Genomic DNA, 24,028 nt, shown 5'->3' with positions numbered 1-24,028 from the left:
CATCTCAATATATGTCGTTTTGTCTTTCGCAACGGGTCAACAATCTTACAGACGTTGACGATGCGCTCTCCCGCTCTTCGAGCGGGATTGCTTACTCCCCGAAGGGTCTTTTGGGGGAAGGGATGTCCTTCGTCTCATGGCGCGATAAAACCTCGCCACTCGCTCAGGATGAACAGAGTGTATGAACCGTAATAAGAGCATGTTCACCCTGTCCCCTAAGGGACCCCTTTGGGGAGCAAGTGAGCGGAGCGAACGCGACGAAGGGCACCCGATCCCAGGGATCCTTTTGGGATAGCTTCTGGTCAACAGCATACCATGATACCCTCCTCTTGGGAGATGAAGAGTTTTGCCGATCTGATTGCAGAATAACGCGCCGGCAATTTGACAAAGCCAATTTTTTTTCACATTCTTCCTGCTGTTCAGTGTCCACGCGAGCAAAATCAACCTGCACCGAGTGTGAAAATCCCATTGGCTCCGTTTTCCTTTCCCGTTTTAAGCTTCATGATCCTTGCTGCGGCTTTCTCCCTGCGGGCTGCCGAAACTGAAAACCTCGGCGAATATGCAAGCCATGACTCCGAAGGGCGCAGCATCGTTTTCATTTCATCGACGGGCCAGAGGCTGCGCGTGACCCCGTACGGCGACTACATTCTCCGCCTGCAATGGGCACGCCGGGGCGAAGACTTCTTTCCGGACGACCGGTACGAGATGGTCGTTTCTCACGCCTGGAGCGGCCTCCTCCGGCTCACCGACCGCGGCACGTACTTCTCCCTCGAGACCGGCGTCAACGACGGACTTGAGTTGCAAGTGCAAAAGAGACCCATGCGCCTGTCGTTCTTCTCCCTCAAAGACCGCCGAAGACTCCTTGCGGAACGCGATGGCGTTCGGTGGTCGGATGGGGCGATCCATGCCTCGTTTGAGTGGGATCCGCGAGAGCACTTTACAGGGCTTGGACACGACTTTTACGGGCGCTCGGAGCACCTTGACCTTCAAGGCGGGCTCTACCGCCGCAACTACGGAACCGAAAACAATCAGCAGGCGCCCCTCATCGTTCCCTTCTTTCTCTCGAGCTCGGGGTACGGGCTCTTCGTCAACAGCACATTCCCAAATACTTTCTCCTTCGGGAAGGATAGTCTTTACGAATTCACGCTCGAGGGGAATGCGCGGATGGATTATTTTTTCCTGGCGGGACCCGAGTTCAGCAGTATCATCGACCGGTACACACAGCTGACCGGGCGGCCGCGGCTTCCGCCTCTTGCTATGCTCGGACTCGGCCTTTCGGACAAAGCGAACGACGAGCTCTCCTCCGCTCCGTCGGACGAGCGTTGGTGGAAACAGAAAGTGACCGACCACCGGAATGCGGGATTCCCGCTCGACCATGTGATCAACGACAACCGGTGGAGGGCCGGCGGCGGAATGCGCTGCATTTCATACTTCGAGTGGGATACAACCCGTTTTCCCGACCCCCGTGCGTACGAGCAGTGGCTGAAGTCGAACGGCCTCGTCTCCACGATCGACTTCAACCGCTGCATCGCCAAGGCGAGCGAGCGGTGGAGTCCTTCTTTCAACATCCCGGTCACCGACAGCATCGAATTCGGCGACAGCGCTCCCGATTTCACGCGGAGCGACGTGCGCGAATGGTTCTGGCATCTTCATTGGAGAAAATCACTCAGTCCGAAACTGGGTTATCCGGGGGATGCTCTCTGGATCGATGAATTCGACCAGTTATGGAAGGCGCCCGCGTCGATGGTGCTTGGCAACGGGCGAACATGGATGGAAATGAAGAATTACTGGTTCTTCCTCATCGCGAAATCGCTGGTGCAGGAAGGATGGGACCGAACACTGGCACCCGAACGGCGGCCGTTCGTCTGGGTGCGGGGCATGACCGCGGGAGCACAGAGGTATGCGACGCTCTGGAGCGGCGACATCGTCCCGACGTATGAGGAGATGAAAGGACAGGTCCGCGGTATGCAGCTCGCCGGCCTTTCCGGATTTCCTTTCTGGGGCCACGACGCCGGTGGCTATGCAGAATGGGGCAAGAGGAAGGGACCGAACGACACGCTCTACCGGGATTGGTCGATGGCATTCGGCAGCTTCTCGCCGTTCTGGAAACCTCACGGCATGGGACAGCCGCGCTGGCCCCTCGACCGGTCGGCCGATGCGCAGCGGGATGCAAAAAAATATTCCACGCTCCGTTACGAACTCATGCCTTATACGTACACGTTCGCCCACGAGGCTGCCAGAACAGGGATGCCGATCGCGAGGGCGATGGTCATCGAACACCAGAACGATCCCGAGGCATGGAGCCACGACCTAGAATATATGTGGGGGAGCGATCTTCTTGTAGCACCTCGCTGCAGCGACGACGGCACCGTCACCGTTTGGCTTCCCGAAGGATTGTGGTACGACTTTTGGAGCGATTCTCTGATAAGCGGCGGCCGCGAGATCCGCTGCAACGCGCCGATCGGATCGCTCCCGCTTTTCGTGAAGGCGGGTTCGGTGATTCCAATGGCCCCCTTTGCGCTCAGCACCGCCTTCATCAAAAAGGATCAACTTTTCCTGCGTGTCTACGTCGGGAAAGACGGTGAGTTTACCCTCGTCGATGACGACGGCATTTCAGAATCGTACCGCACACAAGGAGAAATACAGACAACCAAAATTGTTTTTGTTCAATCGATCATGACGTTGAGCATCGGAGCGAGCACGGGAAAGTACGGGAACGCGCCGACGCAACGGAAGTACCACGTTGAATTTCATGGGCTCTCTCACCCGATATGGATAAATATTAACGGCAAGCAGCTCAAGTTTGTATCGTCCGAGGCAGAGGCGGCTATTTCTGACGGCGGCATCTTGTGGAATAAGGAAAAGAAGTGCCTCTCAGTGTTCACGAATGAAATGCCTGTCAACCAAAATATTCTGATACAGGGAGTGAAAGACCTCGGTCATGATGGTCAGTGAAAACCAATAAGGACCGTTCTTCCGTGGCTCAAGTTCTTCAACGCCCGGGATTAGAAGGGCATTATGTCGTTTTGTAATTTCTACATTTTTCAAATTTTCTCGAATCTGTAGAGAAAATTATCTACCAAATTTTCCTTCCATTCGATTTTCCTCAATAGAAGCGGGAGAGAAAAGAAGACCCGCAGAATCTCAATAGCTCTCCCCTCTTCCTGTAATATTTACAAAATCATTGAAATTAGCCGAATAATCGGACTTTTCTCCAGCTATAACGGCCCTGTTGTCTATTCCCATAAACCATTATTGAATAATAATTTAGGGCAGGTTTTGGCGTTCGGCAAGTCCTGGACTTCCCTTTGCAATTCTTCCAATCAGAACTCAAGGAGAATGCAAAGTGAAGACAGCGAAAAGAGACTTAAGACGGACAAAGAGGGCGGTCTTCTCTCTTCTTTTCATCATCTCCGCTTCCTACGGCCAGACGTTCGACCTTCTCTCTGCAAAACCCGCGGACAAACTAGCTCAAAGCAAATTCTTCGCGATCGACAGCAACAAAGTTCTCAACGAATACAACATGTTCGCTTTCAGTGCGCCGGTCAGCCGGATCTACGACTCGGTTTTTGACATCGCCGGAATTACCGCCGCGGTCTCTGCAGTGAACAGCAACACAGCGAACACAGCCAAAGATTTTTCGCTCGATCAAAACTATCCGAATCCTTTCAACCCATCGACGACGATCCGCTTCAATGTTGGAAAGAGAGCGAAAGTTTCCGTAGTATTGTTCGACGTCACCGGCAAGGAAGTAACGACGCTTGTGAACGACAACAAAGAGCCGGGAAGCTACAGCGTGCGATGGAACGGAACGTCGGCAGCGTCCGGAACTTACTTCTGCCGGATGATCGCGACGGGCGACAACGGAAGCACAACGGTGGAGACGAAAAAAATGGCCCTTCTCAAATGAGACTGCGAACGACATCCGGTGCGACGATAATATTCTTCCTTTCCATCGTCTCTGTTTACCCTACGCCGGGGCAAAACCTCATTGTAAAAAAATTCGGTGCGAAGGACAGTCTTCTGAAATTTTCCCCGACCACATCGGTTCGGCAGGTCATCCAGGGGGGGAAAGTCCTCTCGACCATGAGCGTGGATGAAAGCCAGGCCGTCAACGTCATCGTTGAGCTTGCAGCACCGGTGATATTTCATACTCAGGGAACGACGGTCAGCAACAGGAACGCCGCGGCGCAACAAAGAGCGGCATTTGTAAACAGGCTCGTTTCGGTTTCTCCTGCTGCAAAGCTAACACGGCAATTCTCACAAGTGCTGAACGGAGCATCCCTCAGCATTCCCCGTTCCGACATCGGCCGTCTCGCTTCGCTCTCAGAGGTTCGCAAAGTTTACGAGGATAAAAAAGTCACTGCTTTTGGAACGCCATCTTCGGCAGCGTTCCGCCCAAACACAGCGCAGTCGGATGCCTCGATGACGGGGGGAAAAAAGATACGGGTCGGCGTTATCGATACCGGGGTCGATTATCTTCATGAGGCATTGGGTGGAGGCCTCGGGCCTGGATTCAAAGTTGCCGGAGGCTATGATTTTGTGAACGGCAAATCGGATCCCATGGACGACAACGGCCACGGAACACACGTCGCCGGGATCATCGCGGGAAATTCCGCCGCGTTAAAGAGCATGGCCCCGGACGTAAATCTCTTCGCCTATAAAGTGCTCGATGCATCGGGCAATGGAAACACATCGACCGTCATCGCCGGCATCGAGCAGGCAATGACCGACAGCGTCGATGTTATCAACCTCAGTCTCGGAACATCTGACGGCGATCCCGACGATATTCTCTCGGAGGCGGTGGACCGGGCCGTTGAAGCCGGCATTGTGGTTGTTGTGGCCGCCGGAAACGACGGCGATTACGGGACTATCTCTTCCCCGGGAGCAGCACGCGAAGCGTTGACCGTCGGGGCGATCGACTCGCTTCAGGCCGTTGCTTCATTCAGCTCGAAAGGGCCTTCAAACAAGATTTACGGCATCAAACCGGACGTCGTTGCTCCCGGAGTGAACATTCTTTCAGCAAAGATGGGGGGAGGATACATCACCATGAGCGGAACATCAATGGCGACCCCCTACGTTTCTGCGGCGGCAGCAAATCTCCGGCAGATCCACCCGGATTGGACGGCGTTCGAAATACGTGATGCGCTGATTGCAACGGCCAGGGACCTGAATTCACCCGTGTTCTCAGAGGGGAGGGGAAAAGTGGATACGGCAAGGACCGGCGCTGTCCAATCGGTTGCGACTCCTGCAACCCTAAGTTTTGGTTTTGATAATTCCTCCGCCTCTGTGTGGACAAAAACGGATACCGTAACGTTGACGAACGTATCACCATCCACAAAAAGCTACACGCTGAAAGCCATCCCGGCGGCAGCCGGTATCGATGTTCGGTGTTCCCCTTCGATAATAACGATCGGCCAGAACGAATCGGGGAGCGTTCTGATCAGCGCCAGCGTGAACAACCCGTCGCTCCCCGACAACACGGCATTGCCGCAAGGATACGGCGGAAACATTCTAGCCGTATCGAGCAGCGACACGGTCGTTATTCCGTTCGTCTTCTTTAAGGGGAATGTTTTTCAGATTTCGTTCAGCGAAACTCCGTTCCAGGTGGTCATCCACGACCATAAGTCCAATGCATTTTACTTTAACCCCGTCAATTCATTCCTGACCGCTATCGTTCCGGCCGGCACGTATGATATCGTCACGTCGTTTTCAGGCTCGGCCTGTGTGGTGAAAGAGAATCTCAGCACTCAGGACAATCTCGAGGTCTCAGTCGCCAGAAGCGAAGCCGATCATGCCATCACCATCTCCCCGGTCGATGAGAATGGCGACGCTCTCGTTCCGGCCGGAACGAGTTCTTCCTGCAGTTATATTGAAGCGCTGATGCATACTTCCTCGGGAATCAGCGAGGTGGTGCTGGGAGGGGGAAAAATTCAGACGGCTTCACTGGTGCAGGAATTGTATTTCTCGGATGTGAGCAGCAATTACTCCTTCGGGTATACGATCAACGTCCAGTACGGGAACCTGAAATCGTACACCTTCGACGTCGAACTCGACTCCGGCATTACCACGTCGCAGAACATACAATTCACCGCATCCGACCTGAAGAAAGTCGATTTCAAGTATGAGATCGATTCCAGCGTCACAAAAGTCTTCCCGATCACCTGGTCGACGTTCGTCCAGCAAAACAATGTCGTCGCGGTGACCTTCTATGACGGCGCTGATGCCCCCCTGCTCTCCCCGTTCATTCAAACCGGATATTACACCAAAAGAACGACCTCGTCGTTTCCCATTTTCCATTTCAGGGAAGCGTACAAGTACTGAGCGCCGTTGGAGGGGGAATAATTTAGGATGGGAGAGAAAGAAACGGTTGCTATTGCTTCGTAATATTGTACTGCTGGATTTTTGTATACAGTGTCTTCAAGCTGATCCCCAAAATTTTTGCCGCAAGATTTTTATCCCAACTTGTATGACGAAGAACTCCCGCGATGTGGTCGTGCTCCAACTCCCGCAGGGGAATGGCCGTGCCGACCTTTCCCTGCCCCGCCTCCGTCCCGGTGTTCCGGGGAAGCGCCAGGTCCTTTGGACGAATATATTCGTCCGTTGAAAGAATCGCCGCCCGCTCCAAGATATTTTCCAGCTCGCGCACGTTTCCCGGCCACTGGTATTCGATCAACGCCTGGATCGTCTCTGGATGGAGTTTTTTGGGAACGCGGGTTTTTAATTTATGGGCGACGATGTTTTCCGCGATCAGCGGAATGTCTTCGCGTCTCTCGCGCAGCGGAGGAATGGAAAGGGTGATAACGTTGATACGGTAGAGCAGGTCTTCGCGGAACCGTCCCTCTTTCACGTCGTCGAGGAGGTGCCGGTTTGTTGCAGAAATGATCCGGACGTCTGACTTCAATACTTTGTTCCCGCCGACCCGGCGGAATTCTCCGGTCTGAATGAAGCGGAGGAGCTTCGGTTGGAAGACCGGGCTGATCTCGCCGATTTCATCCAAAAAAAGTGTCCCCCCGTTCGCGAGTTCGACCAGCCCCTGGCGCATTGCGTGCGCGTCGGTGAATGCCCCTTTTTCATGCCCAAACAGCTCGCTTTCGATGAGCGTGTCGGGAATAGAGGCGCAGTTGAGGGCGACGAACGGCTTGTCCGAGCGGGGACTGTTCTTGAACAAAAAGTTCGCGAACAGTTCTTTGCCGGTTCCGCTCGCCCCTTCGATGAGGACCGTGGAGTCGGTCGGCGCCACCTTCCCCGCAAGCTCGAGCGCTTTGATGAACGCCGGACTTTGTCCGATGAGGCTGGACGACGACGCAAGACGAGCCAACTCCGATTTCATCACTTTGTTTTCGATCAGGAGGTGACGCCGCTCCAACGCACGGACGATCAGCGCGATCAACTCGTCGGCGGAGTACGGTTTTGTGAGATAGTGGGACGCCCCCAATTTCATGCACTCGACCGCGATGCGGACATCGTCCACGCCGGTGAGCATGATCACCTGCGTATCGACAAAGTTCTCCTTGATGAAATGAAGGACTTCGATGCCGTCGACGTTCGGCATCTTGACGTCGAGGAGGACCAAATCGAATTGAGAAGTCTGGACGGCATTGATGGCCTCAACGCCGTTGGATGCGGTCTGCGACGAGTATCCTTGCGACTCAAGGATCGTGCTCAGCATCTCGCGGAAACCTTGTTCATCGTCAACAACAAGGATCGATGCCGCAGTTTTTTGTTTTCCCATGAGCTAAAAGTTGGGTTTTCTCGCCGGCGCGTTTACTCTTGATGGTCCGGGGATCAATCGTAACGGCCGGAATAAAAAAGCAGGAGCGCCCCTGGCGTGATGCCTACGCTTTGATCACCTTGTTCACCGCAGCGATCAACTGGTCCATCATGATCGGTTTCTCGAGGTAGACGACGTTCGGATCCGAGTCCCATGCCCCGGCTTGCTGTGCCGCGCCGGTGACAAAGATCAACGGGATATCCGCGGTGACCGGATCGTCGTGCAGAAGCTCGTACAGCATGAAGCCGTTGACGTTTTCCATCATGACATCGCTGATGACGAGGTCGGGCTTTTTCTCCTTCACAAGGTCGAGCGCGATGGACCCATCCTCGGCTTCGATGACATTGTATCCTTCTTTGCTGAGGATGATAGTCGCCAATTTTCGCATATCGGGATCGTCATCAACGATCAGAATCGTCTTCATTTTCTTCTCCAATAGTGACATCGGGGCACAGGCGGTCGGCACCGCCGGCCTGTGCCCGATCGGCCCAGTCCTACGGTTTCTTGAACGGCGGCACCGGCGGAAACTTGAACGGATTTTCCGTCGCTCTTTTTAATGCTTCCTCGATCGCCTTTTCCAGCTGCGGGTCTTTTCCCGCCATGACGCTCCCGGGATCGTTATCGACCCGGATGTCGGGATCCCCGCCATGATTTTCGATCAGCCATTCGCCCCCCTGGCCGTAAAACCCGGTGTTCGATTGTTCGACCTGCCCGTTGTCGATCGTCAGCTGGGTGTTCTGAATCCCAACCAATCCGCCCCACGAGGTGACGCCGATGATCGGTCCAAGTTTTCTTGCCCTGAAATCTTCAAGGAAGGCTTCGCCGTCGGATCCGTTGTCTTCGTTCGACACGACAACGTAATTACCGACCGACGCGCTTCCCGGATAACGGAGCGGAACCATGCCGTGCAACGCGCTCTGGGCGGTGACTTTTCTTTCAAGCTTATCGATCAGAAAATATTCGGTCCATCCGCCGCTGTTCCGCCGGACGTCAATAATGATCGCATCCTTATAGCGGAAAGCGCGCCAGAATTTATCGAACTCGCCGATGCCGCCGGCTCCCATGGCGTTGATGTGCATGTAACCGACCTTGCCGTTCGTTTCCTTCGACACTTTGTCAATATTGTTGGCAAGCCACCGGGCATAGCGAAGGGTGTTGTCGTTGTGGATCGGCTCAACTTCGTAGACCTTGGAACCCTGCATCGACGGTTTTGAATTGACCGTGATGCTGACCTTTTCGCCGCTGCTCACCTGCAGATATTTATTGTAATCGTCCGGAACTTTGAGTTCGTTTCCGTTGATCGCCAGCAGATAATAGCCTTCGTGAATGTCGAAATCGGGGCGGGCAAGCGGGGCGCTGATGCTCGAATTATATGCGGTAGGGCCGTAGATCTTGTCGAACTTGTAATACCCTGCCTTCTTATCGGCAACAAGGTCCGCACCCAGCCAGCCCGTAAAGAGAACGGGGGACGGAGGCGTCACCGAGCCGGCGTCACCGCCGCCGATGTAGGTGTGCGAAACGCAAAGCTCACCCACCATTTGCTGCATCACCCAATTCAACTCTTCGCGCGAACTGATGGAAGGAATGTATGCCCGGTACTTATCGCCGATCGCCTTCCAATCGTGGCCGTACATATTCGGGTCATAGAAGAAATCGCGGTACCACCTCCAGCAATCGTTGAAGATCTGCGTCCACTCCTGCTGATAATCGACGGTGTAGACCATTTTGCTCAGGCTGACCTTTGAACCGGCGCTCGCGGAGGAGAATGCCTTGTCGAACGATGTGACATAAACATCCTTCTCCTTGCCGATGATCATTTGTTCGCCGTTCGCCGACAGGTCGAAATCGCTGACCTTGTCTCCGAGCACCGCGTCCTTTTTGGCGGTCATGTCGTACATCATGAGCTGCCATTTCGTTGCCCCTTTCGGCGTGAAGATCTCTTCATACTCATCCTCGGTAAACCGGTCGATCGCGCACCATGCCACTTTTCCTTTTCCCGCTTTCAGGTAGAAATAATTTCCTGCTGGAACGGGAAGCTGGTATGTCCGCTTCTGCAGGCCGTCAACGTCGATCTCCGTGCCGCCGGTTTCCTTCTTTTTGGCGTCGCTCCCCTCCGATTCGACGAACGGCGGCTTCTCGCCGTTCTTCAGCTGGACAGCCATCACTGTCTGCGGCGTGCGGATCGTGTGGTTATCCTCGTAAAAATCCATATCGATATCGAAATTCCGGCTCGAAATAAAATACAGATAATCGCCGTTCTGGTCGAAGCATGGATAAAGGTTGTCGTAGAAATCGTCGGTGACGGGATACCGTTTTCCCTGTTCAAGGTTGTAGATAAAGATCTGGCTGTTGCGGTTGTACTGCACGAGGCTGTAGCAGACCCATTTGCTGTCCGGAGACCAGTTGTAGTCGCTCACCTCCCAGTAGAACTCGTCGTTTTTCAACTGGTTCGATTCATCGACCTTCGTCAGCTCCTTTGTGGCAACGTCGAGAACGAAGATCGCAAAGTCTTTATTGCCGAAAAGGATCTTTTTCCCGTCCGGGGACCATTTGCAATGGTAGATCGTCCGGTCGATCGCCGTCGTCAACTGCGTCCACGGTCCCCCCGTGACGCTTTGTGTGTACAGCTGATATTCACCGCTCTTATCGGAAAAGAATGCGACCGTTTTTCCGTCAGGCGAGATCTGAGGATATTTTTCGCGCGTGCCGGGAGAGTTGGAAAGATTCTTCGTCTCCCCCTTCTCGACCGGAACGATGAAGAGATCGCCGCGCGCTTCGACGGCGATCTTCTTTCCGTCGTTGGCCACGTTCACGCTGTGCACGTAGTCTTTCGGGTTGATCTGTTTGGACCGGAGCGCCCAGCGGTCGGACGCACAGTCGACCGGGATTTTCTTCACTTCCCCCTTCGCAATGTTGAGGAGATGAAGGAATCCATCATGCACAAAGACGATCGACTGGCCGTCGGTGGAGGGCATCATCACGTCAACATCGCTGAAGGAAGTGACCTCGTCAACTTTCTTTGTCGACAGATCTTCTTTGTAAATATTCGACACGCCGTTGGTCCGGTCGGAAACAAAATACATCGCATCGCCGACCCACATCGGATAGCAATTCTTACCGACGTAATCTGTGACCGGAGTGAACGCCGCCGTGGTAAAGTCATACATCCAGATATCGGGATATTGCCCGCCTTTATACCGCTTCCAGTAGTTTTCTTCGCTTCCCCTTCGCTGGTACACCATTTTCTTGCCGTCGGCAGAGAAGCTGCAAAGGCGCCCTCTGTCGATCGGGAAACGCTCCGGCGCAGAGCCGTTCTTATTGACGAAATAGAGTTTCGGATCCCGGCCGATAAAATTCTCGGCATACGAACGGTAAACGATCCGCTCGCCGTCGGGAGTCCAGCAGACCACCTGTGCGCCGCCGGATTGGTATGTCACGCGCACCGGTTCGCCCCCGTCGGAAGGAATGACATAGACATTCTGCGAGCCGTCATAGCTTGCGGTAAACGCGATCCATTTTCCGTCGGGTGAAAATTTTGCATAATATTCCGATCCCGGCGCGCTCGTGATACGGCGCGCGGCGCCGCCGCTCGTCGCCGCAAGCCAGAGGTCCCCTTCGTAGGTGAACACGATCTTATCTTTATAGATGTCGGGGTATCTCATGAAGCGGGATTCGGTTCCCGCGGCTGCGCTTTCCCAAACAATACCGATGAACGTAAGAACAGTCAGAAGTTGTTTCATAATATATCCTTGCGAAGATGTTCCGAAGCGGCAATTCACGAAATTAGTGATTCAGAAACGGAATCGAGCAATATGCGATTCCGAACGGTGAATTGCTACATAGCGAAATATTCTCTCAATTTCAAGTCATGTGGAACCCCTTCCACACTTTTCTCTGCAAAATTTTGTCCCCCTTATCGCGTCGAAGCGGAATTTTGTTCCGTAAAATCCGGTTATAACGCGAAAAGGGGGAGGAATAATTTCCTGAACGGTCGTTTCGCCGCAGCTTTCCAATCCCTTGAACATGGACCATACGCTCACAGCGCTTCAACAGGATGTTTTGCGGACGTTTGCGTACTTCGACGTGTTCTCATACCCGCTTTCCAGGCATCAGGTATACAAATTTCTTCCGCACAACTCCGTGACTCAGCAAACGCTCGAGGAGACGCTGCGCTCACTTGAGGCACATGGCGTGCTGAAATCCAAAAACGGCTATTACTTTTTTTCGGACCGGACCCCCGAGATCGTGAGATCGCGGATCGAGAACGAGCGCCGCGCTTCAACGATGCTGAAGCGCGCTCGGTGGATCTCGTTCTTGTTGAAACAAATCCCGTTTGTACGTGCAGTGTTCATTACGGGATCGCTGTCGAAAAATGTCGCACATCCATCGAGCGATGTCGACTTCATGATCGTGACGGCTCCGAACCGGCTATGGATCCCGAAAATGATCCTGACGGCCGTGCGACGGATATTTCTTTTTAACTCGGTCAAATATTTCTGCTTCAACCTCTTCGTAACGGAAAACGGTTTATTGTTCTCCGAGCAGGACATGTTCAATGCCGTTGAGATCGCAACGACGAGAGTTCTCTGGAACGAAGATGCATATCGCCGTTTTCAGTCGGTCAACGCATGGACCGGCCGTTACCTTCCCAACTGGCACAACGGAGATTCTCCTGTTCGGTCGATCTCCGGTGCGCCTTCTATCTGCCAGCGGGCGCTTGAAGTTGTGCTGGATGTTTTCCCCCTCACCGCAATCGATGATTTTCTGATGAAGACCGCACGGCATTACTGGAGGAGGAGAAACAGGCACCTCGACGAAGGCAAATTCGAGTCCCTTTTCCAATGCTCCCCGCATATTTCATCGGTCTGGTATGACGATCATAAATCCCGTATCTTGAATGCCTTTCAACGGCGTCTCAAGCAATGTGGCGTTGAGCAGGCGGAATGATGGACGTACTCCTCACTCATTCGTATTTCATCCGCTTCGACCCGAAGCAGGCCAAAGCGATGATGCCGTATCCGCCGTTGGGCACGCTGTACGCCGCGCGGTACTTGGAACAACGTGAGTTCTCCGTCGCATTATTCGACACGATGCTGGCGAGATCGGAGAACGAGCTCCGCACGGCGCTTCGGCAAGACCGTCCTGCCGTCGTCGCGATCTACGACGACGATTTTAATTATTTGAACAAGATGTGTTTGAGCAGGATGCGGGAGGCGGCATTCTCAATGACTGCAATTGCAAAGGAGCACGGCGCGTTCGTTGTCGTTCACGGCTCCGACGCCACCGACCACGCTGAAGAATACCTCCGGCACCATGCCGATGTTGTCATCATCGGCGAAGGGGAACAGACGCTTGCAGAACTTTGTCACCACGTTATCCGGAACCGAACTACCGGCCTCGGCGATATTGACGGCATAGCATTTAGAGAGGACGGCATCGTCCGCCGCACCCGCCGGCGACAACCCGTCAAAAACCTCGACGAGCTTCCCATGCCGGCGTGGCACTTGCTCGACGCATCATCCTACGAACGGGCCTGGCGAAAACACCATGGATATTTTTCCATCAACGTCGTAACGACGCGCGGCTGCCCCTATCATTGCAACTGGTGCGCTAAACCGATCTACGGACAGGTCTACAATTCCCGTTCCCCCGAGAACGTCGTCGAAGAGATCAAGCTGCTCCAACGAACGATTCATCCCGACCACATTTGGTTTGCGGACGACATTTTCGGCCTGAAGCCCGGATGGGTCGAGAAGTTTGCCGATCTGATGGAGAGAGAGAAGATCAGCGTCAGATTTAAGATCCAGTCGCGGGCCGACCTGCTGCTGGAGAACAAAACGGTCGAGGCGCTGGCCCGTGCCGGTTGTACTGAGGTCTGGATCGGGGCTGAGTCCGGTTCGCAGAAAATTCTGGACTCGATGGAAAAAGGGACGACGGTCGGGCAGATTTACGAGGCACGAACACTCCTGAAAAGATCCGGCATCCGGACCTCATTTTTTTTGCAATTTGGATATCCGGGGGAAGAAAAGAAAGACATCGAAGCAACGCTCCGAATGGTAAAGGATCTCATGCCGGACGATCTGGGAATCTCTGTCTCGTATCCTTTGCCGGGAACAAAATTTTATGAACAGGTCAGCGCTGATTTTCGCGGGAAGACGAACTGGGTGGATTCGGACGACCTTGCGATGATGTTCCGCGGGACATATTCGCCGGCGTATTACAGAAAACTCCATCGGTACGTCCATAAGATCTACCGCTTCAGAAAGGGACTCCAGCTTGTCGCGGATCTTTTTGCCGGGAGAATATCCTTCGAACGGAAAAAACTCAGAACGTTGTTCTCGATCGGATATTTCGCGCCGGCCGCCCTTCTGGATAAATGCCAACTCTATTATCTCGCACGGGAATGACGTCCGACGTTTCCACTCTTCCATCGGTCAATGGTGAGGATGCCCGCCGTGCATTCTCTGCACAAGCCCCCTTTTTTGACTCCAACGAAAAAGCGAACCTGATCCTTCAATGGATGCGAAGCCAGGTCTATCGGCACGTTGAAGAATTTCTTCACCCCGGGGAGAGCATTTTTGAATTGAACGCCGGGACCGGCACCGACGCGGTGTACTTCGCGCGAAAGGGGCATCAGGTGTTTGCCGTTGATAACGCGGACGGAATGCTCGTTGAACTGGAAAAAAAGGTGCGAAGATTCCGTCTCGAAGAAAAGATCAGCTTTAAGAATTGCTCGTTCACAGAGCTGGCGAATCTTCCCGACCGGCATTTCAACCATGTCTTCTCGAATTTCGGAGGACTCAACTGCATCGACGATTTGCGGAGGGTGACCTCACAACTCCCCCGGTTCTTGACGCAAGGCGGGACGGTGACCTTTGTGATCATGCCGCATATTTGCCCATGGGAATTGCTGCATTGTTTCACAGGGAATCCGAGGCTTGCGTTCAGACGTCTTTCAAGAAACGGAACACTCGCTTCGGTTGAAGGGCACAAGTTTTTGACGTACTATTTTTCTCCTCGTGATGTAATTCGGAGCTTCGACAAACGATTTACGCTCGCAAAGCTTCGCGGGTTGGCGACGTTTTCACCCCCGCCGTATATGTCGGACCTTGCGAATCGGCATGCGAAACTTTACAGGGTATTGACGCGGCTGGATGAACGGTTTTCGGCGTTTCCCCCGCTGAATAGATGGGCCGATCATGTTATTATTACGATGAGGTATTCGGCGTGATGCTTCTTGCCGAAAGAGAATCCTTTTTTATAGGAACAAACTGAAGAATTGAAAAGCAATGCTGCAGCCTCCAGTCGTTTTCCTCATTTTTATTTTCGCCGGTCTTCTTTTGTATTCGATTCATACGAAGCTTCACCGCTTGAAGAACCGGATCGGCCTCGACAAGAGCCACCATGCCCGCTTGCTTGAATTGGCCGAGTTGTCCCTCTGTTCATCAGATGTGCCGGTGGGGGCACTTCTGATCTATAATGGAGAAATAATCGGGGAAGGATATAACACGGTGCTGCGGCACCGAAAGGCCGGCGAGCATGCTGAAGTGAACGCTATTTCCAGCGCGATCGAGCATCTCGGAATGGAGACCTTTTCTGCCCTCGACCGCCGGCATCTGATCCTCGTATCGACATTTGAGCCTTGTTTGATGTGCGCGGGGGCATTCGTCAACTATAACATCCAGTATGTTTATTTTATGAAGGAAAAAGATCTCGCGTTCACTGCAAGGGAAGAGGCTCTTCTTATCCGTTATTTGTTCAGGCGAAAGCAAATCAAGAATAACAACGAGCAGGAATCACTCTTCGAAAGGCACCCCGGCTATAAACCCAAAGGAAAGTAAAAAACGCTACCCCTTTTCCTGAAACAGTTCTTGATATGTTTTCTCGTATTCGGCACGGGTCCAATCCATTGAAAATCTCTCTGCACGCGAACGATTCTTTATCTGCATCTCACGAACGACCTCCGGTTGATGAAGAATTTGTTCGATCTTTTTTGCCAGCCCGTCAACATCCCCCGGCATCACAACAAGCGCGTCATCCCCTGCATCGGCAAGCAATCCGACTTTCGTGCCGGCAACAATAACGCCGGAGGCAAAGGCCTCCATCACAACAACGGCCTCCCCTTCATACAACGATGTCAGCAGCAGTATATCGGTCCTTTGCAGTATGGACGGAATTTGTTCATGCGGAATTTTCCCCTTCCATTCGATTTGGTCATTCACGCCGAGCGAACGGCCATATTCCTTCACTTTTCCTTGCAAGAGATCTGAACCGACAATGGTGAGCTTACAACTGAATTTTGCGGAGAGAAGTGAAAAGGTCTTTATCAACGTAAATGGGTCTTTGACCTCATTGAGATTTCCGAGATAGGCAAAATTGACCGGGTCGGAAAGTACTTTCGGGTGAAAACCAAATTTGACAGTATCGACGCCGAACGGGATAACAGAAAGATGTTTCCAACCAATATTGCTTGCTCCCATTCTATCTTTCTGAAATCGGGTAAGGGTGACAACCAGATCGGCGTGACTCAAGCACCATCGAATGATTCTGTTATTAATAAATCCCCTCATGCCGCCGTAACGGATTGACGGCAGGTAAACGATATCCCCACCGGGCACGCTGACAGCGCTTTTGACCCGTAGCAACTTCCCCGCCGCGACGGCGACAATTCCCTGATTGGCGACCCAAAAACCATGGATAATATCAAAACTGTTTCGACGATGATCCTTCCGCAAACGCCAGAGGAAATAAACGGATTTAAGCAAGCCATGCTTTGCTGCGATCAGCGGGGGAAAAGAAACATGGCACCCCTGCAACGTGGGATGGATCGAAAGCCGGCTGAACGAATAGAGATGAATATCATATCTCTTGGCGAGATGGGAAATCAGTTCGAGGAGGGACGGGATGTAATCCTCGTTTCCAATTCCCCCCGGCACGAGCAATGCGATGCGAAGTTTATTCTCCACTGCGGCGTTTGTTCTCCAATAATTTTTTGGCCGTCTCAACGACAACATCCGCTGAATAGCGCGTCAGACAGTGAATATCCCCAAACCGGCACGCTGCTTGAAGACATTCTCCGCATTCGAGATCAGATGAGTTCAGGCATACCGACCATTTCCCTAACGGCCCCGACCATGCACTTCGTGTCGACCCAAACAGGGCAACGACGGGGACCTGTGCCACCCATGCCATATGCATGAGGCCCGAATCCTCCGAAACGACAAGCTCGGCTTGTTGCACTATCGCGAAAGCTTCTGAGGTGAGAGTTCTTCCCGCAAGATTTATCAATCTAGCGCCGAGGGTCTTTTCCAGGTAACCGGCTTTATTGAGAATTTGTTCGGTTCCCAAGGTCGCGAATTGCGCGTCCGCGTCGACATGCGCGATCCATTTCTCTGCAAATTCAACGTAACGTTCCAGCGGCCAGTTTCGCGTGGGGAAACTTCCCGCAGGGTTCAGAACAACGATCCTTTTCTTTTCAACACGTAGCGCGGCGGCGCTTCGAACGCCCTCCTTCAAAGCGAGCAAAGGGAGATGTTCCTGGATCGGTTGGTGAAGAAGTGCATTGATCGCACTGCTCGTTCGTTCGCCGGCGGGCTTCAATGAAAATCTGTCGAACTCCGAAAAACTTTCCGGGTGGAGCAATCGTCTGATCATCCTGCTGAAACGGTTTCTTTGGAGGTCGATCACAACATCGTACCGTTCTTTTCGGAGTTGCGGAATGAGCCGCAGCGTATCCGCCGCTTGCAGGAGGCGATTCCTTCCCCCGCCAACGGCATGGACTGCATCGAAGGTCTTCAAGTTGCGGGGAAGGTCGCTGAACTCTTCGCGGGTAAGGAAATGCAGTTCCGCCGACGGCCAGTGAGAACGAAGAGACTGCAGGTACGGAAAAGTAATGACCGTGTCGCCGAATGCCTGAAGCCGGATGGCGAGAACTTTTTTAGGATGGGAGCTGCTTCGCCACGGAACAGCGCGAATCGATTCTTTTCGTTCCCTGGTCATTGTCACTGGCGGCATGAGTGCTGGCGTCGACGAATAAAATGGACGATCGACAAATCTTCTTCCGTACAACAAAAATGCGATACACTGTTCAATGTATCGCATTTCGGAAGAAAAATAAACTTGTGAAGAAGCTTTTAGCTCAGCTTAGAGTACTCGGACGCATCGGGCACTTGATAGACGCGCTGGATCGTCCATTTCACTCCTGTGTATTGCAGGATGGCGATCATCGTCACCTTGAACCCGTTGTACGTTCCTGTTGCGGTGATGCGCATCTGCGTCGCTGAAACGCCTGCAGGCCGGTCGCCGAGGTAGGTCACGCTTCCACCGTTGAAACTGACCGTGCTCGAAGGGAATGCCGCACCGGAGTCGCCGCCGACATCTCCTATGGCAAACTTAATTCCCGACGACGCAATTTGCCGCGCATCGTCATGGAAGGATTGCGACTGGGCGACGTTGTAGATCGCTTGGTCGGTCGATGTAAACAGCAACGTATACATCCCTATCATAACGTACGCGCCGAGACCGATGATGACCTTTGATGTTCCCACGAACTTCCTTTATTGTTTGGCTGCCTACATCGCAAAAACTTCGTCCGAAGCTTTGCCCTTTCGTTCCCTAACTGTATACAAGATAGACAATTGCCCCCGAAAAGCAATGGTGTAGATCACGTATTTATGAAACTACGGTGATAACAGGAGAATCCCCTAATTTGGCTCAAAAAGGGGAATTTGTTCCCCTTCCAACAGTGATTTGTCCCATAAAAGTTCCAGAAAAACCACTCCAAACCCCCTTTTTTAACGCTAGGAAGTCTGGCTCTTCAACAACCTGTATATCAGCGGCAGACCGAAAAAGAGAATGAAACTTGAGACGGAAAAGCCTCCGATCACAGCGATAGCGAGGGGCTGCTGCATTTGTGCGCCGGCTCCGATGCCGAGCGAGAGTGGAAGAAGCGCAAACACAGCCGCGAGCGTTGTCATCAAGATCGGCCGCACACGGACCGAAGCCGCGTGAACCAATGCCTCTTCGATCTCCATCCCTTGCGCCTGCAGAATTTTGAACTGGTGCAGGACGAAGATCGCGTTCTCCGCCACGATGCCGATGATCATGATGACGCCGACGAAGCTTGAAATGTTGAAGGTCACGCCGGTGATCCACAACGCAGCAAGCACTCCAAACAACGAAAGAACGTTCACGACAAAGATCGATAGCGGAACAGCGAACTCGCCGAACTCGAACAGCAGCACGATGAAGACCAGCATGAACGCCGCGATCGCTACGAGCAGCAGACCGCGAAACGATTCCTGCTGGGTCTGATAGACACCGCCGAACTCCATCGTCATTCCCCGCGGGAGATAAAATTCTCCGGCAAGTTTCGTCTTGATGGCGTCAACCGTGCTTCCGAGGTCGCGCTGTGAGATTCGGGCGGTCACTGCAATGAACTGTCTCAGCCGTTCGCGGTCGATCTCCGCCTGTCCCGCCGTCGTCCGGATCGCTGCGATCGTCGAGAGGGGAACAAAGACGCCATTTGGATTGATGAGACGCAGCTTCTTCAATTTGCCGATGTCGGTTCGATACGAATCAGGGAACCGCGTCCGAATCCCGATGAGTTTTTCACCCTTCTGGATCTTGCTCTCGCCCTCCCCCCTCATCATTGTCGTCAATTGGTCGCGCACATCATCCGGGTTGAACCCGGCGATCGCAGCCCGCGCCGGGTCCACATCGACGATCAACGACGGACCCGAAATGACGATGCCGTTAAAGGCGTCGACGACGCCGGGAACTTTTTCAATGATTTCTTTCACTTCCTGGGCTTTCTTCCGGAGAACGCCGGCGTCATCGCCGAAGATCTTGATCTCGACCGGGGACGGATTGTTTGTCAGATCGCCGATCACGTCCATCATGAGCTGCCCGAAGTCGACCTGAAGATTCGGCTGGGTCGCTTCTATCCTTCCGCGCACGTCGTCTATGACCTCTTCAATGCTGCGGGACCGATGCTGTTTCAGCTTGACGAGATAGTCGCCGTTGTTCACTTCCGTCAGAAAAAATCCGAGCTGCGTACCGGTTCTGCGGGAATATGATTCTACTTCGGGGACGGACATGATGATCTTTTCCACCTGCATCAGGATGCGATTGGTTTCATTGAGCGACGTCCCCGGGGGAGAGGTGTAATCCAGGACGAACGTTCCTTCGTCCATCTCCGGCATGAAGTCGCTTCCGATATTCTTGTAAAGAACGTACGTTGCAACGATCACTGCGAACGAAACGGGGATGATCCCCCATCGGTACCTCAGAAGAATGCGGAGCGTCCGCTCATACCACTGCATGAGCGGCGATGCATGGTGATGATGTTCTATCTCATGGCTGATTTCCGACCCCTTGATGAAGAACATCGAGAGGAGAGGCGCAAGGGTGATCGAAAACAGGAATGAGATCAGCATGGCGAAGACGATGGTGATCGAAAGAGAGGCAAAGAACGCCCCCGTCACTCCGCCGAGAAAAGCCAGGGGAATATGGATCACGATCGTGCTGGCCGTCGAACCGATGATGGCGGGCATCAATTGCTTCACCGAGGAGGAGGTGGTCTCGGCAAAGGACGCCCGCGTATCGCCCGAACGGGCATTCTGGGTGAAATGCGTGAAAATGTTTTCGATCACGACGATCGAGTCGTCGATGATCAAGCCGACCGCGGCCGCGATTCCGCCAAGGGTCATGATGTTGATCGTCAATCCGACCGAGGAAATGCAGGCGATCGTGCACGCGATCGTCGCCGGCACGACGAGCAGGATCACCAGGCTGATGCGCCAGCTCCGCAGGAAAAGAAAGATCACCACCATCGCAAGAACGACGCCGATCAGGATGCTGTCTCGCGTGCTCGAGATGGAGCTCATGATGAACCCCGCCTGGTCATAAAAATTCTCGAAGCGAACACCGGCCGGAAGATTGAGCTTCGCCACTTCGGCCGTAACGTCGTTTCCGATCTGCACGGTGCTTCCGGTCGGCTGTTTGATGATATTGATCAGGACCGCATCGTTGCCACGCGCCGTGGTGCGGATGTATTTATCCGCGACGGAGGCCTTGACCTCAGCAACGTCGGAGACCTTTATGGGTACGCCGTTCTGAACGGCCACCGTGACCCCTTTGATATCATCGATCGTTTTGAAAAGCCCCGAAACAAGCGACAGGTAGAGCTGATAGTTGTTGTCGACCAATCCCGTCGACGAAACGAAGTTCGTTTTTTGGATTGCGTCCGCCACCTGCCGGATATCGAGCTTGTACATCGCAAGCTTTTCAGGCGCAACGATCACGTGAAACTCGCGCGTGTCGCCGCCGGTGATCTCGACCTTTGCGACGCCCTTCACTTTCATCAACGCCGGTCTGATCTGATAGAGCGCAATATCGCGCAGCGCGACCAGGCTCAGCGAATCCGACGTCAGGCTGTATCCATGGATCGGGAATACCGAGACGCTCATTTGCTGCACCTGGATCGAGGCCGCGGACGGAAGCTCGTTCCTGATGTTTGCGATCCGCCCCTGCAGCAGCTGCAGCGTCTGCAGAACATTGGACCCCCAATTCAAGCCGATGGAAATTTCCGTCGAGCCGCGCCCCGTGATGGAGCGGACAATAGTAACTCCGGGAACCGACGTTGCGACCTCCTCGAGCGGCTTGGTCACTTCGACCATCATTCGCTCGGCAGGCTCTTCGCCGTTGTCCGCAAGGATGACGATGCGGGGAAAGGTAATGTCGGGAAAAAGGGAGATCGGCATGTCCTGCATCAAGGCGATGCCGGAGAGGACAAACACCGCGACGGTGAAGAGAACCGCTTTCGCATGGCGGCGGACGTATTCGAAAAGACCCATCGTTAATCCTGTCCGCCGACGGTGACGCGCGTGGAATCGGCGAGCGAATAATTCCCTTCCGTGATCACCGGCATCCCGGCGCGGATATTTCCGCCGACGACTTCGACGGAAGAATCAGTCTCCGTACCGACCGAAACCGGGATCGAGAGCGCGAGCGAGTCGGCAGTCATCGTCACGACGGAGTAGGAATTGTTTTCATCGTCGCGAAGGAGGGCGCTTTTGGGGACAAATAACGCATGATGCCTTATTCCTGTGACAATGGCTGCGGTGCCGATCATCTCGGTCCGAAGGTTGGAAGTTTCTTCCCCCTTCTCGCGAAGAAAACGGAGTCGAACTTTCACGGTCTGGCTTTGAATGTCGGACTGTGGATCAATGGCATCCACGATTGCATGGAATTTTTTTCCGGGAACTGATTGAAACTCAATTTCACTTTGTTGACCGATCTTGACAAACTGCATATCATGTACCGCCACATCGGCAATGAAGTCGATCGTCGAAAGATCGATGATCGTCAGCAATTCGCCGTTCTCGACAACGAGCTCTCCTTCGCTGGCGTTCCTGGCCGAGACGGCGCCGTCAAACCGGGCGGTAACGTTCACGCTGTTTTGCGTCGATTCGGCAAGCTTCAGAACTTTCCCCGCTTCAGTCCTGTCTTCCGGCGTTGATGCTGAGTTCATCATTCTTTCTGCCCCCATGATCGCGGCGTTCGACTCTTTCGACTGGATCACGGCAACGATGTCCCCCCGTTTCACTTCAGTCCCTTCATAAACCTTCATCGCAATGATTTTCCCGGCGATGGGCGAATATACCTTTTCTTTCCTGAGCGCATCTGTCTTCCCGAGAGCAGAGACAGAGAGGAGCGCATCGCGTTCAGCCACGTTGTCCATTTTGACGGCCACGACAGCCTTCGCCGCCTGTTCTCCCGCCTCTTCGCTGCTATGGCTGGACCTGCAGCCGATCATCGCTCCACCCACCGATAAAAGGATCAATGTCCCCCGAACAATTCCTGTTGATGCTCTTTCTCGTGCACGCATAGGCCTACTGAGTAAGAAGTTGTTCTAATCTGGCAGAGAGCAGTTGAATGTCCGCATTCGTCTGCAGCTCTGAAAGTTTGGTATCCGTCAGCATCTGCTGGGCTGAAAGAACTTCGATCGAAAGAGTTCCCCCTGCCGAGTATTTTGATCTTGTCAGGAAAAAATTCTCTTCCGCGGATTTTTCGTTCTCTTGCAATGAATGAACACGTTCACGCAATTTTATCATCTGCAGCCGGATCTGCTTTGCCTCCGATATCAGCGAACGGCGAAGAAGTTCGGATTGAAAATGAAGGTCGCTGACAGCCTTTTCTTTTTCCTGGACCCGGAGATCGGTCGCTCCCCAATTGAAGAATGGAATTTCGAAAACGATGCCGACGGAATATCCGAGGAGTCCGGCACGCTGGTCGTACGGCAGCTGGAGGTTGTCGATCGACGTAAGCAATCCGGCATCGCCGACAAGCGAAACCGTCGGCGCGAGTTCCTGCTGTGTCAGTTCAACGTCCAGCTGAGAATGCCGGATGGACAGGGCGGCGGCGGTCAGCTCGAGGTTCGTCAGTGAGTCGGAGGCAGCACCCAGCATCGAATCGACCGCAGCGCCGTTGTAATCGCTCAGCGAGCCAACTGCAACAAACCCGGTGTCGACAACCCCCCCGAGCAATTCGGCGAGCTCGTATTTCGCCAGCGACTGCGACTCAAGCGATTTTTCATACGCAATTTGAACGTTCGAGAGCTGCACTTTCGTCTTGAGCACATCCGTGTACGAGGCATTTCCTCCTCCGGTCAGCTGCTTTACTTTTTCGAAATAGTCGGAAAGCTGGGCGATGCTTTCCGACTCGAGGCGCATTTCCTCGCCGGAACGAAGAACTTCAATAAAGAGCTGCTTGACCGAATAACGCAGGTCCCGTTCCGCCATTCGATATTCTTTCGTTTTCAGGTCGATGTCGATGCCGAACTGATCTGCGCGAATGCCTCGAAGGCCTCCGTCATAGACCGATTGCCGCGCGACGATCTGACCGGAAAACTGCCCGCCGTTGGTGATTGCCGGGTCGTAGCCAAAATGATTTGACGACGGCGCATAAATTGCCGTTCCTTCGAATTCAAACTGCGGAAGCTTCGTCTTTGACAATTCTTCCTGCGACAACTTCGCCGATTGGAGGCCGTTCTCCGCTATGCGCAATTGGAGATTATGCCGACGAGCGATCTCAATTGCCTTATCGACGGTCAACGTGTCTGTTTGTGCAATCGCTGTGAAACTATTCACGGAGAAAATGAGAGTGGCCAAAAGGCAGGTATTACGCCGGATTTTTACCAGGATGTTTTGCTCAAGCATCGTTGTTTGCTCATGACATACGAATAGACACCGT

Annotated in this window: 16 protein-coding genes; 7 read left to right on the top strand and 9 right to left on the bottom strand. The window is 53.4% G+C overall.

Annotation, left to right across the window (positions count from 1 at the left end):
* The first annotated feature begins 456 nt into the window (after positions 1 to 456).
* The 3 genes from VMF88_12715 (at position 457) to VMF88_12705 (ending at position 6,324) form a co-directional block, all read left to right on the top strand.
* Positions 457 to 2,955 carry a TIM-barrel domain-containing protein gene (locus VMF88_12715; GenBank protein ID HTY11921.1) on the top strand — a complete coding sequence of 833 codons (2,499 nt, stop codon included), beginning with the start codon at positions 457 to 459 and terminating at the stop codon, positions 2,953 to 2,955.
* Between the two features lie 391 nt (positions 2,956 to 3,346).
* Complete coding sequence (locus VMF88_12710) at positions 3,347 to 3,910, top strand: T9SS type A sorting domain-containing protein (GenBank protein ID HTY11920.1); 564 nt, start codon at positions 3,347 to 3,349, stop codon at positions 3,908 to 3,910.
* Positions 3,907 to 6,324 (top strand): S8 family serine peptidase, encoded by a 2,418-nt coding sequence (locus VMF88_12705; GenBank protein ID HTY11919.1) that lies wholly within the window; start codon positions 3,907 to 3,909, stop codon positions 6,322 to 6,324. Before VMF88_12710 ends, VMF88_12705 begins: the two co-directional genes overlap by 4 nt.
* A gap of 49 nt (positions 6,325 to 6,373) precedes the next feature.
* Here the strand turns inward: VMF88_12705 and VMF88_12700 are convergent, their stop codons facing one another.
* The 3 genes from VMF88_12700 to VMF88_12690 form a co-directional block, all read right to left on the bottom strand.
* Positions 6,374 to 7,735 carry a sigma-54 dependent transcriptional regulator gene (locus VMF88_12700; protein HTY11918.1) on the bottom strand — a complete coding sequence of 454 codons (1,362 nt, stop codon included), beginning with the start codon at positions 7,733 to 7,735 and terminating at the stop codon, positions 6,374 to 6,376.
* A 103-nt stretch (positions 7,736 to 7,838) separates the two neighbouring features.
* Positions 7,839 to 8,198 carry a response regulator gene (locus tag VMF88_12695; GenBank protein ID HTY11917.1) on the bottom strand — a complete coding sequence of 120 codons (360 nt, stop codon included), beginning with the start codon at positions 8,196 to 8,198 and terminating at the stop codon, positions 7,839 to 7,841.
* Positions 8,199 to 8,268: 70 nt separating this feature from the next.
* A complete protein-coding gene (locus VMF88_12690; GenBank protein ID HTY11916.1) occupies positions 8,269 to 11,514 on the bottom strand; it encodes a S41 family peptidase in 3,246 nt (1,081 codons plus the stop codon).
* A gap of 283 nt (positions 11,515 to 11,797) precedes the next feature.
* Between VMF88_12690 and VMF88_12685 the strand changes: the two genes are divergently transcribed.
* The 4 genes from VMF88_12685 to VMF88_12670 are packed head-to-tail and all read left to right on the top strand — an operon-like array spanning position 11,798 to position 15,615.
* On the top strand, positions 11,798 to 12,721 hold the full coding sequence (locus tag VMF88_12685; protein ID HTY11915.1) for a nucleotidyltransferase domain-containing protein: 924 nt from the start codon (positions 11,798 to 11,800) through the stop codon (positions 12,719 to 12,721).
* Positions 12,718 to 14,181 (top strand): radical SAM protein, encoded by a 1,464-nt coding sequence (locus VMF88_12680; GenBank protein ID HTY11914.1) that lies wholly within the window; start codon positions 12,718 to 12,720, stop codon positions 14,179 to 14,181. The genes VMF88_12685 and VMF88_12680 overlap by 4 nt, the downstream gene beginning before the upstream one ends.
* Positions 14,151 to 15,005 (top strand): class I SAM-dependent methyltransferase, encoded by an 855-nt coding sequence (locus tag VMF88_12675; GenBank protein ID HTY11913.1) that lies wholly within the window; start codon positions 14,151 to 14,153, stop codon positions 15,003 to 15,005. The genes VMF88_12680 and VMF88_12675 overlap by 31 nt, the downstream gene beginning before the upstream one ends.
* A 58-nt stretch (positions 15,006 to 15,063) precedes the next feature.
* A complete protein-coding gene (locus VMF88_12670; protein HTY11912.1) occupies positions 15,064 to 15,615 on the top strand; it encodes a nucleoside deaminase in 552 nt (183 codons plus the stop codon).
* Between the two features lie 6 nt (positions 15,616 to 15,621).
* Here the strand turns inward: VMF88_12670 and VMF88_12665 are convergent, their stop codons facing one another.
* The 6 genes from VMF88_12665 to VMF88_12640 form a co-directional block, all read right to left on the bottom strand.
* Entirely contained in the window at positions 15,622 to 16,740 is a 1,119-nt protein-coding gene (locus VMF88_12665) for a glycosyltransferase (GenBank protein ID HTY11911.1), read from the bottom strand.
* Positions 16,730 to 17,788, bottom strand: a complete 1,059-nt coding sequence (locus tag VMF88_12660; protein ID HTY11910.1) for a glycosyltransferase family 9 protein — start codon at positions 17,786 to 17,788, stop codon at positions 16,730 to 16,732. The genes VMF88_12665 and VMF88_12660 overlap by 11 nt, the downstream gene beginning before the upstream one ends.
* A 119-nt stretch (positions 17,789 to 17,907) precedes the next feature.
* Entirely contained in the window at positions 17,908 to 18,321 is a 414-nt protein-coding gene (locus VMF88_12655; GenBank protein HTY11909.1) for a hypothetical protein, read from the bottom strand.
* Between the two features lie 252 nt (positions 18,322 to 18,573).
* Entirely contained in the window at positions 18,574 to 21,630 is a 3,057-nt protein-coding gene (locus VMF88_12650) for an efflux RND transporter permease subunit (GenBank protein ID HTY11908.1), read from the bottom strand.
* A 2-nt stretch (positions 21,631 to 21,632) separates the two neighbouring features.
* Positions 21,633 to 22,664, bottom strand: a complete 1,032-nt coding sequence (locus VMF88_12645) for an efflux RND transporter periplasmic adaptor subunit (GenBank protein HTY11907.1) — start codon at positions 22,662 to 22,664, stop codon at positions 21,633 to 21,635.
* Positions 22,665 to 22,668: 4 nt separating this feature from the next.
* Positions 22,669 to 23,925, bottom strand: coding sequence for a TolC family protein (locus VMF88_12640; protein ID HTY11906.1), 1,257 nt, complete (start codon positions 23,923 to 23,925; stop codon positions 22,669 to 22,671).
* Positions 23,926 to 24,028: the final 103 nt, after the last annotated feature.

It is taken from the genome of Bacteroidota bacterium, from assembly GCA_035506275.1.
Lineage (GTDB): Bacteria > Bacteroidota > Ignavibacteria > UBA10030 > UBA8401 > JAGVPT01.
Note: the sequence above shows the minus strand (reverse complement) of the source record. Positions and strands in the feature narration are given on the sequence as shown.

Excerpts from the sequence above, each read along its gene's own strand:
- VMF88_12705 (HTY11919.1), top strand. The coding sequence starts at position 3,907 with ATGAGACTGCGAACGACATCCGGTGCGACGATAATATTCTTCCTTTCC.
- VMF88_12700 (HTY11918.1), bottom strand. The coding sequence starts at position 7,735 with ATGGGAAAACAAAAAACTGCGGCATCGATCCTTGTTGTTGACGATGAA.
- VMF88_12650 (HTY11908.1), bottom strand. The coding sequence starts at position 21,630 with ATGGGTCTTTTCGAATACGTCCGCCGCCATGCGAAAGCGGTTCTCTTC.
- VMF88_12645 (HTY11907.1), bottom strand. The coding sequence starts at position 22,664 with ATGCGTGCACGAGAAAGAGCATCAACAGGAATTGTTCGGGGGACATTG.
- VMF88_12660 (HTY11910.1), bottom strand. The coding sequence starts at position 17,788 with ATGCCGCCAGTGACAATGACCAGGGAACGAAAAGAATCGATTCGCGCT.
- VMF88_12670 (HTY11912.1), top strand. The coding sequence starts at position 15,064 with ATGCTGCAGCCTCCAGTCGTTTTCCTCATTTTTATTTTCGCCGGTCTT.
- VMF88_12695 (HTY11917.1), bottom strand. The coding sequence starts at position 8,198 with ATGAAGACGATTCTGATCGTTGATGACGATCCCGATATGCGAAAATTG.
- VMF88_12675 (HTY11913.1), top strand. The coding sequence starts at position 14,151 with ATGCCAACTCTATTATCTCGCACGGGAATGACGTCCGACGTTTCCACT.
- VMF88_12680 (HTY11914.1), top strand. The coding sequence starts at position 12,718 with ATGATGGACGTACTCCTCACTCATTCGTATTTCATCCGCTTCGACCCG.
- VMF88_12690 (HTY11916.1), bottom strand. The coding sequence starts at position 11,514 with ATGAAACAACTTCTGACTGTTCTTACGTTCATCGGTATTGTTTGGGAA.
- VMF88_12685 (HTY11915.1), top strand. The coding sequence starts at position 11,798 with ATGGACCATACGCTCACAGCGCTTCAACAGGATGTTTTGCGGACGTTT.